The following is a 14,938-nucleotide window of genomic DNA, read 5'->3' on the forward strand; positions in this document are numbered from 1 at the left end:
CTTTTGAACGATGTCATAGCCCGAACGGTCGGGGGAGGGCGATCCGCCCTCTATTCCGGAACGGACAGAGGTCGTCTTTGACACCCGGCCGGCATTCAGGATCGAATACACAGAGTTATTTCCGCTGGCTGGTTCCGGCCACAGTGGTCATCCCGCTGCTCGTCCTTCTCCTGGCGGCGCTGATGAACCGTACGGAGGTGATCCGGGCCGCCGAAGGCTCCCTGCAACGCGATCTGGATGCCGTACGCGAACATGCGCTCAAGGTGTTCGAAACACAGGAACTGCTGCTGTCCGACTTGGCGGCGGATGTCGCGGCGCGCAGCCGGCAAGGGCTGGACTGGGATGATCTGACCGCCGACCGGGATTTCCAGCTCAGCCTCGCGATGCGGGTGGACCGGTACGATCATGTGGACGGGCTGGCGCTGATGGACGAGAACGGCGTCCTGCGCATGGCGACGCTCCTCTTCCCCGCTCCTCCCATTCAGGTGCTCGACCGGGATTACTGGCAGGCAGCGCGCCAGGGCACGGTCGCCTATCTCAGCGGCTCCCATGCCAGCAAGCTGACTGGCCGGGCGCAGTTCAGCTACGCGCTGCGCCTGCAGGCGCCCAGCGGCCAGTTCAACGGTGTGGCCATGGCCTGGCTGGAGCCCGGCTATCTTCAGTCCTTCTGGGGCACGGTGGTGGAGCATCCCGACACCACGGTCGGTCTGTTGCGGAACGACGGGGCGGTCCTGGCCCGCTGGCCGGAGGGGGCGCAGCCATTCGCCGGGGCTGCCAATCCTTTCGCCGGCACGTCCACGACGGGAGCGTCCTCGACGGGCGAAGCTGCCGTAGGCAATCTGCTCCGCACCGTCGGGACCGCCGATGGTACGGAGTATCTCACCGCCACCAGTGCGCTGACCCCCTTTCCCGCGCTGATCCGGATGGACCGGAGGATGGCGGATGTCCTGGCGCCCTGGCGGCGGAACGTCCTGATCTACTCGTCCGTGGCCGGGCCGGCGACGCTGATCCTCCTGATGCTGTCTCTCATGGCTGCCAGGACGGCCCGACGGGAACGGCAGGCCATGCAGTCGTTGCGCCTGGAAGCCGACCGGCGGGCCGAGACGGCCCGTGCCCTGCGGGAAAGCGAGGCCCGCTATCGCGGCTATTTCGAGCATTCGCCGCAGTGCCACTGGGTGCTGACGGTCGGGCGGGACGGATTCCGGTACGAAGCGCTGAACTCCGCGACCCTGGAGACGCTGGGGCTCGAACTCTCCCGGGCGGTCGGACGTCTGGTGCAGGAGATGCTGCCGCCCTCCCTCGCCCGTGCCGTGCTGCCCCGCTACGAGGAGTGTCGGCGGCTGGGCGAGCCGCTGCTCTATGAGGAAACGCTGGACCTCCCGGCCGGCACCCGTACCTTTGAAACAATGCTGGTGCCCTTGCGGGACGAAAGAGGGGCGGTCAACGTTATTCTGGGCTCGGCCCGCGATGTGACGGAACGGCGGCAGGCGGAACAGCGGCTGGTCCAGGCCCAGAAGATGGAGACGGTGGGGCTGCTGACCGGCGGGGTGGCCCATGACTTCAACAATCTGCTGACGGCCGTCATCAACAATCTGGAGATGGTGCGCGAGCGCCCCGCCGATCCGGCCAATATGGGAAGGTTGGATCAGGCGCGGAAGGCCGCGACGGCCGGCGGGAGTCTGGTGCGCCGGCTTCTGGCCTTCGCCCGGCGGCAGCCGTTGGAGCCGCACGCAACCGACATCAACCTTCTGCTGGAAGAGGCGGGCACGCTGATCCGCCGCGCGGTGGGCGAGCGGGTGGAAGTGCATCTCGACCGCGCCCAGGACCTGCCGCCCGTGCTGGTCGACCCGGTGCAGTTGGAGAATGCGCTGCTGAACCTCGCGGTGAACGCCCGCGACGCCATGCCCACCGGGGGACGCCTTCTCATCTCCACCCGTCTGGAGGCGGAAGGGCAGCAAGGGCGGGAGCGTGTGGTCCTGTCGGTGGAGGATACCGGCACCGGCATGCCGCCCGAGGTGGCCGCCCGGGTGTTCGAACCCTTCTTCACCACCAAGCCGGCCGGGCAGGGTACCGGCCTCGGCCTTTCCACCGTCTACGGCTTCGTCGAGCAGTCGGGGGGCGAGATGCGGCTGCGGACGCAGCCGGGCAAGGGCACCTGTTTCGAGCTGGCCTTTCCGGCCAAGCGCGGCTTGCAGGTGGTTGCCGCCGCGTCGGAAACGGCGGAGCAGCCGGTCGCCCTCACCCGTGCGGCCACGGTGCTGCTGGTGGAAGACGAAGTTCTCGTGCGCCTGTCCACCGCCGCCCTGCTGCGCGAGATGGGGCTAAAGGTATTGGAGGCCGGGTCAGCGGAGCAGGCGCTGGACCTGCTGGACCAGCATGCCGGGGCGGAGGATGGCGGGATCGACCTGCTGGTGACCGACATCGGCCTGCCCGGCATGGACGGACGGACCTTGGCGGAGCGGGTGGCCCGATCCTGGCCCAAGATGCCGGTGGTGATGCTGACCGGCTATGACCGGACGGCAAACGGCCCGCGCAATGGCGGGCCGGAGCCGGCGAACCGGTATCATCTGGACAAGCCCTACAAGCCGAGGCGTCTGCGCCAGATCCTGGCGGAAGCGCTGGCCGGCGACCGGGCCGCCTGAAAAAGCTGGACCCGTCCGGCGGGCCGGGGCGGCAATCGCCGCCCCGCGCCGACCGGATCGTGCCCGACTTACTCCTCCTCGTCGGCGTCCTGCTCGATCTGGTTGGCAAGATCGCGCAGCATGTCCACCACATCGGTGTGGCTGGTCTCATCCACCGCCTGGTTGACGGCGACCTCGATCATGGCGACCGAAACGTAGGCGGAAAGCGGGCCGGCTTCCTTCATGGCCGCTTCCAGGTGCTTTTCGGCGATGTCCAGCGCCTTGTCGAAAAGCTGTTCGGCGGCGGAGTTGTTGGCGTCACTCATTGGGAAGACCCTTTCCCGGTGGATGTGGTGGCAGATGAGGCAGGTTCTAGCACCCTTTCATGCCGGCTTCTTGTCAAATCGGCGGGCACCTTCTATCCCCTGTCCCGCGCCAACCCCGCGACCGATAAGAGGTTCCAGCCGTGACATTCACCGGCACTTCCGGCCCCGCCGACACCGGCGCCGTCCAACTCACCGATCCAGCCCTCTACCGGCACTGGTCGGATGAGCATGTGCGGTTCAACGATCTGGACCCGTTGGGGCACGCCAACAACAATGCCATTGGCGTTTATTTCGAAAGCGGGCGGGTGGCCTTCCACGACGCCATCGGCCTGCGCGACAATCTGGACCACCAGTTCGTCGCCGCCCGCATCGTGATCGAGTACAAGGCGGAAATCCACCGGCCGAACCGTCTGCGCATCGGCACCGGCGTGCTGCGCATCGGCCGGACGAGCTGGACCCTGGGCTCCGCCTTGTTCATCGGGGACCGCTGCATGGCGACCAGCGAATGCGTGCTGGTGCTGATCGATACGCAGACCCGCCGCCCGGTGCCGATCCCGGACCTTGCGAGAGGCGGTCTGGCGCGCCATCTGCTCGTCCCCGCCTGAGGAGCCGCAGCCTTGACCAAAGCCCACCGCCGCCAGAACCCCGCCGGACGCAAGCCGGAGGAGCCGCCCACCCGCGGCCCCGTGGAGATCACGGTGGGCCGCGTCGGTGCGCGCGGCGACGGCGTGGCCGAATGGCAGGGCCACCGGCTGTTCGTGCCCCAGGCCCTGGCCGGCGACCGGCTGATGGCGCGCTTCGGCGCCCGCCGCAGCGATGGCTGGGAGGCCGTGCCGGTCAGCCTGATCGAGGAGGCCCCTGGCCGGGCGGAGCCGGCCTGCCGCCATTTCGGAACCTGCGGCGGCTGTGCGCTCCAGCACATGGACGATGCCGCCTATGTGGCCTGGACGGCGCAGGTGGTGGAAACCGTCCTGTCCCGCGCCGGGCTGCTGGAAGGTGTGGAGATCCGTCCCCTGGTGCGCACGCCCGCGGGTGGCCGCCGCCGCGCCGTGCTGTCCGCTGCCAAGCGGGGCAAGCGGCAATGGCTGGGCTTCAACGAACGCGCCAGCCACAGGCTGGTGGATGTCAACGAATGCCTTGTTCTGGGCTCGGAACTGGACCGGCTGCTGGAACCATTGCGGGAGCTGCTGGCCGGCTGGCTGGCGGACGGGCAGACCCTGGATGTGGCGCTGACCGTGCTGGAGGACGGCGTCGATCTGGTGCTGGAGGGCGGGCCGGAGCCTGACCTCGCGGCGCTGGAAGCCCTGGCCGCCTTTGCCGAGCGCCACGACCTTGCCCGCCTGACCCGCCGGCCCAGGCCGGGTGCGCCGGCCGAGCCCATCGCGCTCCGCCGGCAGGGCATCGTCCGCTTCGGCGACGCCACCGTCAGCCCCGCCCCGGCGCTTTCCTCCAGGCCAGCCGGGAAGGGGAGGCGGCGTTGGTGGCCGCGGCGCTGGAGGCAACCGAGGGGGCCGGGCGCGTGGCCGACCTCTTCGCCGGCAGCGGTACGCTCACCTTCCCGCTGGCCCGGCGGTCGGCGGTACATGCGGTGGAGGGGGATGCGGGGTCCCTGCGGGCGCTGGAGGGGGGCGTACGTTCCCTTGGCGGTGCCGGCGGCCGCATCAGTGTCGAGCGGCGCGACCTGTTCAAGGAGCCGCTGACGGCGGCGGAGCTGAACCGCTTCCAGGCCGTGGTCTTCGACCCGCCCCGCGCCGGTGCCCAGGCCCAGGCGGCGGAACTGGCCCGCAGCGACGTGCCGCGCGTCGCCGCCATCTCCTGCAACCCCGCCACCTTCGCCCGCGACGCCCGCACCCTGGCCGATGGCGGCTACCGGCTGGTCTGGCTGCAGCCGGTGGACCAGTTCCTCTGGTCCCCGCATCTGGAACTGGCGGCCCTTTTCACGCGCTGAGCGGCGGGGGAGGGGGCGTACGGCTGTACGCCTTGCATCAGGCCGAGGGCCCGATGATCGTCAGAGCGGGGAAGTACGTGCGGAACCGTGCATCGCGGGTCAACAGCGGAACACCAAGGCTTTCCGCATGTGCGCCGATGAAGAAGTCGGGCAGGGCCGATGTACGTACGCCGCCGCGTCGGCGGTAGGCGAGGAAGGCGCGTCCGGCGTTGAACAGGGCTGTTGGGGGGATCGCCTCGATCTCCAGCCCGAAGTGCCTGATGGCTTCATCCGTTTCGGCCACGTCGCTGAAGCTCAGCGACAATTCGGCATAGGTCACGGCGTTGCCGACCAGTGGCCCGCGTTCGGCGGCGGTTTCCAACATCTGCACGAACCAGTCCGCCCACTGCGGGTCGGCGGTCACGATGTCCAGTAGGATGTTCGTATCCACAAAGGTGGCCATGGCGGAAGGTCAATCCTCTCCGCGCGTCATGGACATGATCTCATCCGTCGTGAGGCCGCTGGTGGAACTGCCGCGCAGGGCATCGAACCGCCCCTTGGCCGCGGATGCCGGCTTGGCGGGGCGGATCAGCAGCGCGCCGTCCGGCGAAAGCTCCAGATCGACGAGGCTTCCCGGTTTCAGGCCCAGCCGCTCCTGCATGGCCTTCGGGATCGCCACCTGACCGTCCGGCGTCACGACCGTTGCCATATGAAGCCCCCGCCATGGAAATATCCGGCGGTCAGCATGGGAGCGGAGGGCTTCCCGGTCAATAGAGCCGGGAAGCACCGCCCGATCAGTTCACCCGCTCGTGATCCTCGATGTCGCGGGCCAGGACTTCGCGCTTGCCGACATGGTTGGCCTTGCTGACCACGCCTTCCTTCTCCATCCGCTCGATCAGGCGGGCGGCGGAGTTGTAGCCGATGCGCAGGTGGCGCTGGATGAAGCTGGTGCTGGCCTTGCGCTCCCGCGTCACCACGGCCACGGCCTGGTCGTACAGATCGTCGCCGCTGCCGCCGGCGTTGCCGCCGCCCTCGCCGTCGTCGCTGTCGAAGGGCGTGTCGTCCTCCTCCTCCGTGACGGCTTCCACATACATGGGCTCGCCCTGGGCCTTCAGGTGGCGGACGATCAACTCCACCTCCTCATCCTTCACGAACGGGCCGTGGACGCGGGTGATGCGGCCGCCACCGGCCATGTACAGCATGTCGCCCTGGCCGAGGAGTTGCTCCGCCCCCTGTTCGCCCAGGATGGTGCGGCTGTCGATCTTGCTGGTGACCTGGAAGCTGATGCGGGTCGGGAAGTTGGCCTTGATGGTGCCGGTGATCACGTCCACCGACGGGCGCTGCGTCGCCATGATCAGATGGATGCCGGCAGCGCGGGCCATCTGGGCCAGGCGCTGGATCGCCGCCTCGATGTCCTTGCCGGCCACCAGCATCAGGTCCGCCATCTCATCCACGATGACGACGATGTAGGGCAGCTCCGTCAGGTCGATGGGCTGCTCCTCGAAGATCGGCTTGCCGGTGTCGGGGTCGAAGCCGGTCTGCACGCGGCGGGTCAGCACCTCGCCGGCCTCCCGCGCCTCCTTCAGGCGGGCGTTGTAGCCGTCGATGTTGCGCACCCCCAGCTTGGACATGGAGCGGTAGCGGTCCTCCATCTCCCGCACCGCCCATTTCAGCGCCACCACGGCCTTGCCGGGGTCGGTGACAACGGGGGCCAGCAGGTGCGGGATGCCCTCGTAGATGGAGAGTTCCAGCATCTTCGGGTCCACCATGATGAAGCGGCACTTGTCCGGCGGCAGCCGGTACAGCAGCGACAGGATCATGGTGTTGATGGCCACCGACTTGCCCGAACCCGTCGTGCCGGCCACCAGCAGGTGGGGCATGCGGGCAAGGTCGGCGATCACCGGGCCGCCGCCGATATCCTTGCCCAGCACCAGCGCCAGCTTGGCCTGGGTCTTGGCATAGGCCTCCGTCTCCAGCAGCTCGCGGAAGTACACGGTCTCCCGCTTGCGGTTCGGCAGTTCGATGCCGATCACATTGCGGCCCGGCACCACGGCGACACGGACGGAGATGGCGGACATGGACCGCGCGATGTCGTCGGCCAGGCCGATGACGCGGCTGGATTTGGTGCCGGGGGCGGGCTCCAGCTCATAGAGCGTGACCACCGGGCCGGGGCTGACCTTCACGATCTCGCCGCGGACGCCGAAATCCTCCAGCACGCCCTCCAGCAGGGCCGCGTTCTGGCGCAGCGCCTCCTCGTCCAGCCCGCCGGCGGCGCGGGAGGCCGGATCGGGCATCTGCAGCACATCCAGCGGCGGCAGCTCGTAGACGCCATCCTCCGCCGGCTCGAAGGAGAGCACCGGCTGGCGGGCGGGCTTGCGGGCCGGCTCCGGCGGCTTGGGGCGGGGGGCGACGATGGCGGCGAAGCGGGACTTGCGGGGCTCCTCCGCATCCTCCTCCTCGACAGGGGCGGGCGGCGGGGCCGGAGGGGCGGGGGCCCGCAGCCGTTCGCGCTCCGGCTCCTGCTCCGGATCGGGCATGTCCTTCTTCAGCGTGATGCTGCGCGGGGGAGCCAAGGCCGGCTCGGCCCGCGGGCGCGGGGCTGGGCGGGCAGGTGCGGCGCTGCGCTTGGCGCGGAAGTCGGCGACAGCGCCGGTCAACGCATCGGCGATTTTGCCGCCCAGCGCCACTGGCGCGTTCAGCACGCCGCCCACGATGCCGGCCAGACCGGCACTGCCCTTGCGGGCCGCCTTGCCCTTGCCGCTCAGCAGGCCGCGGATGCCGCCCGCCACCTCCCGCGGGGCGACGCCCAGGGCGGACAGCAGGGCGAACAGGGCAGGGACCAGCAGGATAAGGCCGGTGCCCAGCGCATGGGCATAGCCGATCAGCCCCAGGCTGGCCTGCATGATCAGGTTCATCAACATCACGCCGGTGCTGCCGCCCAGCAGCATGGCGCTGCCGCCCGCTCCGAGCCCGGCCATGGCAGTGGCGGTCAGCAGGACGGAACCCAGTCCGACCACCACCCGCACCGCCCGCCCGCCGATGTCGCGGTGACGCATCTGCGCGATGCCCCAGCCGGCCAGCAACGCCGAGATCAGATAGGCAGAGACGCCCAGCGCCTGCACCAGAACGTCCGCCGTGTAGGCGCCCGGCAGCCCAAGCAGGTTCAGCACCCGGGCGCTGTCCCCCGGTACCGCCGTGCTCCAGGACGGGTCGGTGGGCGCATAAGTGGCGAGGGCCGCGGCGACGGCCGCGCCCAGCAGCAGCAGGACGAGCCCGCCCAGCTCCACCATCCGGCGCTTCAGGAAGCGGGCAGCCTCCTCCGGCATCAGGCGGCCCTTGCCGGTGTTGGCCGGACGGCGGGAGGCGGCTCCCCTCGGGGCGGATCGGCTCGCGGTGGCGCGTATCGTCATTGCTGATTCACTCGGTGCATAGGGTCTCGGGCCCGTGCTGCCACGGGCTTAAGCTGAAGGCGGGCAGGTCGTCTTCCCATACGCTGCTACGGCTCCCTTCCCCTTGGCGTCGGGCTGCTCAGGACAGGATCTCGGCGATCCTGGCGCAGGCCTCCGCCACGGTTTCCGTATCGTGGACCAGGGCCACGCGGATGAAGGAGTGGCCACGGTTCGCCCCGTCCGCATCCGGACGGGTCAGATAGGCGCCGGGCAGCACCCGGAGGGCCGCCTGACGCCAGAGCTCCCGCGCGGCCCATTCCCCGTCGCCCACGTCGAGCCACAGGAAGAATCCGCCGGGCGGGCGGTAGAAGCCCAGCCTTCCGGCCAGGGCCGCCTCCGCCGCATCTATCTTGGCACGGTAAAGGTTTCGGTTTTCCTCAACATGCGCCTCATCCCGCCACAAAGCCGCCGAGGCGTCCAGCACGGGAAGCGGCACGCCGGCCATGGAATAGCTGCGAAGCCGTTGGAAAGCCTGGATCAAATCGGGGTCGCCGGCGCAGAAGCCGGACCGCAGCCCGGCCGCGTTGGACCGCTTGGACAGGGAGTGGAAGACCAGCAGATTCGCCGTCGGCTCCTCGCCCCCCATGTCGCGCGCCACTTCCAGCCCGCCGGGCGGGGGCGCCTTGTCCCAGATTTCCGCATAGCATTCGTCCACCAGCAGGGTGAAACCGTGCGCGCGGGCCAGGGTCAGGGCCTTCCTCAGATAGGCGCGGTCGGCGATGGCCCCCTGGGGATTGGCCGGTGTGCAGAGATAGAACAGGGCGGTGCGGGCCAGCACCTCCTCGGGGATCGCGTCCAGGTCGGGCAGGAAGCCGGTCTCGGCGGATGCCGGCAGGAACACCGGCTCCGCCCCCGCCATCACCGCCGCCCCTTCATAGGCCGCGTAGAAGGGATTTGGGATCAGCACCGCGGGCCGGCGACCGGCCTTCGTCTCCGGCACCGTGACCTGGGCGATCAGGAACAGCGCCTCGCGCGTGCCGGACAGGGGCAGCACCATCCGCTCAGGATCGACCATGCCGTCGGGCAGGCCGTAGCGCCGGGTCAGCCAGCCTGCGACGGCATTGCGGAAATCCGGCGTGCCGGCGGTGGGCGGGTACTTGCTCCAGAGGGGAGTGTTGGCGGCCAGCCGCTCCGCGATCATGGGCGGGGGCGGGTGCTGCGGCTCTCCCACCGATAGCGCCAGAGGCGGCCGGTTGGCGCTGGGCGTCACATCGGCCAGCAGGGCCGCCAGCCGGGGAAAGGGATAGTCGCTCAAGGCCCCGAGGCGGCCATTCATCGCCGGGGCATGGAGGTCGGCAGTGCCGCGCATGTCAGGAATCCGCCCGCCCGCAGGCATCATAGGGTACGAAACGAAAACGAGTTTACCTGCCAGCGGATGGTGGCACAAGCCTGCCCTAAGGGCAAAAACCCCGCAGAATCCGAAGCTTGTGGATATTCTCTGAGAGAGTCGGTGAAAACTCCGCTAAGCCATTGATGAGAGTCGGAAATCTGCCCTGGATAGTGTGCGGAGGCTGTGGATAAAACCGTGAAAAGACCTGTGGCCGATGGGGCACGGTCAAGCCCGCCGGGCAGGGGGCGGCGTTGCGCCCCCTGCCCCCCGCTCAGTCCCGCTCCTGCCGGCGGGTCGGGTCGCGGAAGAAGAAGAGATTGCGATCCAGCTCCACGCCCTGCTGCGGGTTCTGCAGCGCCACTTCGGTCATCTGACCAGTGGCGTCCAGCACCCGCCATTTGCGCAGGCGCAACGGCTGGTCCTCGAACACCAGGGTGAGCTGGCCCAGGCCGGGGTCCTTGGTCTGGACCAGGGAGACTTCCAGCAGGTTGCCGTCGCGCTGCACATCCGTGACGGTCACGTCGCCGGACAGCCGGATGTCGCCGCGCAGCAGGAAGTCGGCCAGGGTGCTGCCGATGGGGGCGTTCGACTGCTCCCGCATTTCGGCGTCCCAGAAATAGACGAAGCGCCCGTCGGCAACGATGAAGTTCTCCACCGGCGGATCGTACTCGATCCGCATACGGCCGGGCCGGGACAGGTAGAAGGTCCCCTCCGCCGCGGCGCCGTCGCTGGAGACCTGGACGAAATCGGACTTCAGGGTCCGGATGCCGTTCAGATACTCCTCCACCCGCGCGATCTCGGCATCGCTCGCGACGGCGGGGGCGGCCGGGGCCGCCGGCTGCGCCAAAACCGGAAGGGACGGGGCCGACAGGGTCAGGCCGGCGACGACCGCTGCGAACAGAAAGCTGGTTCGATGGGATGTGCGCATGGGGATTCTGCTCTTGCTCATGCCGGAAGCTTCACCCTTCAAAAAGGCGGGATTTGGGCCGGCTGCGGGAGATGTGGCGGCAGGGCGGCCACTGGACCAGCCGCCCCCTGCCCTGGCAAGGGCTTTTCCGGGCCATGCCGCATGGGGAATACCGCCTGTGGAATTGCTTACAGGAGCTTTGCATTTCTGACATAACCTGTCCGAACGTGGTAAGCTCGGCCTGCGCAGGGATAGGGAGAGTGTCCGTGGCCCCGGATGAGGATATCGGCCGGCAGATCGATACGCTGATCGAAAAGCTGCCGCGGGACGCCGCAGGCCAGATCCTGGACTGTATCGAGGAAGAGGGCGGCAACGGTCCGCGCAAGGCCGCCGTGCGCCAAGCCCTGGTGAAGCGGCTGAACGCCCAGCGCTCCCAGCATGCCCGCCGGCTCTTTACCGCCATCTTCGATCCCTTCCTGTGCCGCGACCCGCTGTTCCTCCGGCCGGAGCTGGCGCCCACGGGGGTAATCCATGCCCTGGATCTGGGGGCCGTGTGGGCGTGGCTGGCGGGCGGGCCCATGCGCGCCCTGGCGGGCCAGTGCGATTCGCGGCTGAAGGAGATGGCGGCACACTCGCCCATCGACCGCGCCCTTGCCACTGGCGAGGCGCAGGCGATGCGGGAGCGGTTGCGGGCGGAGGCGGCCGCGGCCCTGACGCCGGTGCTGGACAGCGCCCAGACCGGCCAGTCCCTTCTCACCCGCCTGAATGAATGGCGCGTCGCGGAAGCGCGCAGCGCCGGCCTTCCTGCTCCCCGTCCCCTGGTCCGGGACGATCTGGTGCTGATCCGCGGGCTGCTGGCCGGCGGCGGCGATGTGGCGGCGCTGGTGGAGCGCGCGCTGGACACCCTGGCCCGCCGCCGGGCGGAACCGGTCGAAAGCCTGGTGGAGCAGGCAGCCGCCCTGCCAGCCGTTCCGGTGGGCGCGAAGAGCGGGCAGGCGGACATCGGCCGCATGGTGCCGCTGACCCTGCTGAACCGTCATCTGGCCTATGATGCCCTGCCAGCCTTCCTTTCCGTCGCCCCTGCCTCCTGGCGGGAGATGCTGGCCGCGGCCCTGGCCCGCCATCTGGCCCGCGCCGCCACCGCCTTGGCGGAGGAGCTGTCCGCCATCGCCGCGCCCGGCGGGGTGCGCGGCCCCTTGGTCGCCCTTCCGGCACGCCGTACGACGCTGGACCGGGCGCTTGGGGCGATGGACGGGCTGCTGATCACGGCGGAGGAGTTCGGTCTGCTCTCCAGCGACCGGCACGGGCCGGTGATCCGCGACCATCTGGGCCGGATGATCAAGAAGGTGGAGGCCGATCTCTACCCCGCCTTGATCGAGCGTTGCGTCGCCGCGTGCCGCAGCCTTGCCCGCCCGACGCCGGACCATGAGGCGCTGGACTGGCTGCTGAACTTTGCCGCGCGCTGGCGCCGCGCACTGACCCGTAATCTGCATTGGGGCACCGGCTACACCGATTTCCGCGGCCATGTGCTGGAGGACCTGCGCGACGGCTTCGCCCGCAGCTTCACCCAGCCCGGCTATGAACAGGCCCGCGACCGCCTGATCCATGCCGCCCGCCTGGCCGGATTCGCCCGCCGGCTGGAGGATGATCCGGCCGGCTGGCTGTCCCTGCTGGACAAGGGGCTGATGCAGACCGCGACGGCCCGGCTGCGCGACGATACGGGAGTGACGGAAGGGGAGGCGGCGCTGCTGCGCGCCGTGGCCCTGCTGGTGGATGCGGAGCTGAAGCGCACCCGCTACTGGAAAAGCCCTGAACTCCAGGAATTCGCCGGCCTCGCCGCCCAGCGGCTGATGCTGGCTGCAAGCTGAGGAAGCCCGCATGGACCGGCGCATCGCCCTGCTGACCCTGCTGGTCCGCGACTACGACGAGGCCATCGCCTTCTACACCGGCGCGCTGGGGTTCGAGCTGGCGCAGGACGCCAGCCTTGGCGGGGGCAAGCGCTGGGTGGTGGTCCGGCCACAGGGCGCCGGCACGGGGCTGCTGCTGGCCCAGGCAGCGGATGCGGAGCAGGCCGCCCGCATCGGCGACCAGACCGGCGGCCGGGTCTTCCTGTTCCTGCACACCGACGATTTCGCCCGCGACCACGCCCGCATGAGCGCCGCCGGCGTTCGCTTCCTTGAACCGCCCCGGCATGAGCCCTACGGGACCGTGGCGGTGTTCGAGGATCTGTACGGCAACACATGGGACCTGCTGGAGCCAAAGCCGTAGCGGCGGGCGGGTGCCATTCGGCGCTGTCCGTGCGGGCTCTGGCGGCCGGTTTAGTGTCAGGCAAGGATGGATAGGATGAATGGGATGGCGCGCTGGACCGGCGGAGCCAGTCCTGGATCACCGACCTGCACTGGCAGGTGATGGGGGCTCCGTTATCCTATCCATCCCATTCATCCTTTCCCATATCCCGAAACAAGCCTCCCCACAGGAGGGACGGCGTCCAATGGCGCGGATGAGCGATGAATGTCGGCCACGCTACGCGTGACCGACCTACGGCTCTGCGGTGTACAAGCCCAGGCGGCAGGCGCTACGGACCAATGTCCGGAGTAGGTCGGTCACGCGTAGCGTGGCCGACAGGGCTGTCCGCGCTTCGGCATCGAGGTCCGAGACATCATGAATGATGAAAAAGATGGAAAGGATGAAGATGATGAACCGAGCGCGCCGCAGGCAGTGATGAAGACCGGGCAGGAGCTGAGGCGGAAGCCGAATAGCCCCACACCATCATTTTCATCCTCTTCATCATTTTCATCTTTCTAGATGTCACCGGCCCGGCCATCAGGCGCTGCCCGCGCCGGCTCCGGCAGACAGTTTGGAATCAGCAAGGATGAATGGGATGAATAGGATAAGGGTAAGCATCTCTTCCGCCGGTGCGGGCTGGTGCTGAGGAATTGGCTCCGCCGGTTCGGCGCGCCATCCCATTCATCCTATTCATCCTTTCCAGCACCCCGAACCAAGCCCTGCACAGGAAGAACGGCGTCGAGTGGCCCGGAGGACAGGCGAAGGCTGTGCTCTGTTCCGACACGGTGGTGCGGAAGGGGCGCGGTGTGCTGGATCGGCGCTGCGCTTGATCCGACCTACGGCACCTGCCTAATCGCTGATCCGCATGGCCGGCAGGCCGACGCCGGCGACGGCCTTCTCCCGTAGCACGCCGCGGCGGAAGCGGTGGAGTTCGGCGGGGCGGCCGCCGGTGTTGGATTCCTGGGTGCCGGTGGCCTCCACCAGCCCGCCGCTCAGCACCAGACGGCGGAAATTCTGCTTGTGCAGGCGGACGCCGGACAGCGCCTCCACCGTTCTTTGCAGGCGGAACAGGGTGAACTCGGCGGGCAACAGGTCGAACACCACCGGCCGGTATTTCAGCTTGCCGCGCAGCCGTCCCAGCGCCACGGCCAGGATGCGGCGGTTGTCCAGCGCCATGGGCGTGCCCAGCAGGCGGGCCACCTCCGGCTGGTCGGTCCAGGCCTCCTCCGCCCACTGGTCGTCCAGCTTGCCGGCGGGGGCAGGGCTGCGGTCCAGCAGGCCGTGGCGGGCGCGGATGGCGCGGTCGCGCCGGGCCTCCTCCACCAGCCCCGCCCCGTACAGAAGCTCGTAGCGCTCCAGCACCCGCTCCTCGTCCCACTGCTCATCGGGGGCGAAGGTGACGGAGATTCGGTCCTGGCGCTGGGCCTTCAGCGCCGGATCGCCGGTCAGACCGGCCCAGCGTTCCAGCGCCGGGCGGATCACCTCGCCCACCAGCGCCGGCCTGCCGTCGCGCCAATCCTCCCAAGGGAAATAATCGTACCAGTCGTGCCATTCGGCAGCGCCCGACCCGCTCAGCGGCGCTTCCCTCACCAGGGCGACATAGCCGGTGGAGACGACGCGGGGGCCGCCCTCCAGCTCGCGCGGGTCGCGGTAGCGGTCGCCGAAGGTATAGAGCTGCTCCACATAGCGCAGCGGCAGGCCGGTCTGCTCATGCACCCAACGGCGCAGCCCCTGTTCCAGCGTTCGGTCGCGCTCCGCCGCGAAGGGACCGAAGGGCAGGGCGTCCAGGCTGTCGGCGGGAATGCGGGAGGGTTCGGCCCGCTGTTCCGGGGTAGCCAGGTCGTGGGTCATGCGGCGCACGACCAGCACGCGCGGCACCTCCTCCGTCACCGCGACGATCGCGGCCGTCAGGCCCAGCACCATGGCGCTGGACGGGGGCGGGGCGGCCATTCCGCCGCCCGCCGGTGCCCCTCCCGGAATGCCCGAGTCCGCCGCGCCCAAGCGCACCCTCCCCCTCTGCGAATACCCGGTCTTCGCCGGGCGACAGGAACATGCCGTCCCATCGGCTTTTAAGGCAATGGACTGGCGGACG

The 14,938-nt window shown here is 69.2% G+C and carries 14 protein-coding genes; 7 read left to right on the plus strand and 7 right to left on the minus strand.

The window, feature by feature from the left end; translation table 11 throughout:
• The first annotated feature begins 143 nt into the window (after window positions 1-143).
• Window positions 144-2,642, plus strand: coding sequence for an ATP-binding protein (locus tag DOL89_RS15615; RefSeq protein WP_162937557.1), 2,499 nt, complete (start codon window positions 144-146; stop codon window positions 2,640-2,642).
• A gap of 68 nt (window positions 2,643-2,710) precedes the next feature.
• Here DOL89_RS15615 and DOL89_RS15620 read toward each other — a convergent pair whose 3' ends face one another.
• Entirely contained in the window at window positions 2,711-2,947 is a 237-nt protein-coding gene (locus DOL89_RS15620) for a hypothetical protein (protein ID WP_119679985.1), read from the minus strand.
• A gap of 140 nt (window positions 2,948-3,087) precedes the next feature.
• Here DOL89_RS15620 and DOL89_RS15625 point away from each other — a divergent pair, with 140 nt between their 5' ends.
• From DOL89_RS15625 to DOL89_RS15630, 3 genes are read left to right on the plus strand one after another with little or no spacing between them, the layout of a single operon-like run.
• The gene (locus tag DOL89_RS15625; RefSeq protein WP_119679986.1) at window positions 3,088-3,552 is read left to right on the plus strand and encodes an acyl-CoA thioesterase; all 465 of its coding nucleotides are present in this window, start codon (window positions 3,088-3,090) and stop codon (window positions 3,550-3,552) included.
• A 12-nt stretch (window positions 3,553-3,564) separates the two neighbouring features.
• A complete protein-coding gene (locus DOL89_RS25955; protein ID WP_318658516.1) occupies window positions 3,565-4,647 on the plus strand; it encodes a class I SAM-dependent RNA methyltransferase in 1,083 nt (360 codons plus the stop codon).
• Window positions 4,536-4,895, plus strand: coding sequence for a class I SAM-dependent RNA methyltransferase (locus DOL89_RS15630; RefSeq protein ID WP_318658517.1), 360 nt, complete (start codon window positions 4,536-4,538; stop codon window positions 4,893-4,895). Before DOL89_RS25955 ends, DOL89_RS15630 begins: the two co-directional genes overlap by 112 nt.
• A gap of 37 nt (window positions 4,896-4,932) precedes the next feature.
• On the opposite strand, the gene DOL89_RS15635 is transcribed toward DOL89_RS15630, so the two are convergent.
• The 5 genes from DOL89_RS15635 to DOL89_RS15655 all read right to left on the minus strand — a co-directional run bounded on the left by DOL89_RS15635 (window position 4,933) and on the right by DOL89_RS15655 (window position 10,581).
• Window positions 4,933-5,337, minus strand: coding sequence for a type II toxin-antitoxin system VapC family toxin (locus DOL89_RS15635; RefSeq protein WP_119679988.1), 405 nt, complete (start codon window positions 5,335-5,337; stop codon window positions 4,933-4,935).
• A gap of 9 nt (window positions 5,338-5,346) precedes the next feature.
• Window positions 5,347-5,583: an AbrB/MazE/SpoVT family DNA-binding domain-containing protein gene (locus DOL89_RS15640; protein WP_119679989.1), complete on the minus strand. Its 237-nt coding sequence runs from the start codon at window positions 5,581-5,583 to the stop codon at window positions 5,347-5,349.
• A gap of 85 nt (window positions 5,584-5,668) precedes the next feature.
• Window positions 5,669-8,284, minus strand: coding sequence for a DNA translocase FtsK (locus DOL89_RS15645; protein WP_119679990.1), 2,616 nt, complete (start codon window positions 8,282-8,284; stop codon window positions 5,669-5,671).
• Window positions 8,285-8,402: 118 nt separating this feature from the next.
• Window positions 8,403-9,632, minus strand: coding sequence for an aminotransferase class I/II-fold pyridoxal phosphate-dependent enzyme (locus tag DOL89_RS15650; RefSeq protein WP_119679991.1), 1,230 nt, complete (start codon window positions 9,630-9,632; stop codon window positions 8,403-8,405).
• Window positions 9,633-9,924: 292 nt separating this feature from the next.
• Entirely contained in the window at window positions 9,925-10,581 is a 657-nt protein-coding gene (locus DOL89_RS15655; protein ID WP_119679992.1) for a LolA family protein, read from the minus strand.
• A gap of 239 nt (window positions 10,582-10,820) precedes the next feature.
• Between DOL89_RS15655 and DOL89_RS15660 the strand changes: the two genes are divergently transcribed.
• From DOL89_RS15660 to DOL89_RS24975, 3 genes are all read left to right on the plus strand, one after another.
• Window positions 10,821-12,428: a hypothetical protein gene (locus tag DOL89_RS15660; RefSeq protein ID WP_119679993.1), complete on the plus strand. Its 1,608-nt coding sequence runs from the start codon at window positions 10,821-10,823 to the stop codon at window positions 12,426-12,428.
• Window positions 12,429-12,438: 10 nt separating this feature from the next.
• On the plus strand, window positions 12,439-12,828 hold the full coding sequence (locus DOL89_RS15665; protein ID WP_119679994.1) for a VOC family protein: 390 nt from the start codon (window positions 12,439-12,441) through the stop codon (window positions 12,826-12,828).
• 393 nt (window positions 12,829-13,221) lie between these two features.
• On the plus strand, window positions 13,222-13,365 hold the full coding sequence (locus DOL89_RS24975) for a hypothetical protein (protein ID WP_162937558.1): 144 nt from the start codon (window positions 13,222-13,224) through the stop codon (window positions 13,363-13,365).
• 330 nt (window positions 13,366-13,695) lie between these two features.
• Here DOL89_RS24975 and DOL89_RS15670 read toward each other — a convergent pair whose 3' ends face one another.
• Window positions 13,696-14,796, minus strand: coding sequence for an NUDIX hydrolase (locus DOL89_RS15670; RefSeq protein ID WP_119679995.1), 1,101 nt, complete (start codon window positions 14,794-14,796; stop codon window positions 13,696-13,698).
• Window positions 14,797-14,938: the final 142 nt, after the last annotated feature.

This window comes from Indioceanicola profundi (assembly GCF_003568845.1).
In the GTDB taxonomy this organism is placed as follows: Bacteria; Pseudomonadota; Alphaproteobacteria; order Azospirillales; family Azospirillaceae; genus Indioceanicola; species Indioceanicola profundi.

Coding starts and splice junctions, on each gene's coding strand:
- DOL89_RS15635 (WP_119679988.1), bottom strand. CDS start 5,337: ATGGCCACCTTTGTGGATACGAACATCCTACTGGACATCGTGACCGCC.
- DOL89_RS15665 (WP_119679994.1), top strand. CDS start 12,439: ATGGACCGGCGCATCGCCCTGCTGACCCTGCTGGTCCGCGACTACGAC.
- DOL89_RS15650 (WP_119679991.1), bottom strand. CDS start 9,632: ATGCGCGGCACTGCCGACCTCCATGCCCCGGCGATGAATGGCCGCCTC.
- DOL89_RS15620 (WP_119679985.1), bottom strand. CDS start 2,947: ATGAGTGACGCCAACAACTCCGCCGCCGAACAGCTTTTCGACAAGGCG.
- DOL89_RS15670 (WP_119679995.1), bottom strand. CDS start 14,796: ATGGCCGCCCCGCCCCCGTCCAGCGCCATGGTGCTGGGCCTGACGGCC.
- DOL89_RS15645 (WP_119679990.1), bottom strand. CDS start 8,284: ATGACGATACGCGCCACCGCGAGCCGATCCGCCCCGAGGGGAGCCGCC.
- DOL89_RS24975 (WP_162937558.1), top strand. CDS start 13,222: ATGAATGATGAAAAAGATGGAAAGGATGAAGATGATGAACCGAGCGCG.
- DOL89_RS15655 (WP_119679992.1), bottom strand. CDS start 10,581: ATGCGCACATCCCATCGAACCAGCTTTCTGTTCGCAGCGGTCGTCGCC.
- DOL89_RS15640 (WP_119679989.1), bottom strand. CDS start 5,583: ATGGCAACGGTCGTGACGCCGGACGGTCAGGTGGCGATCCCGAAGGCC.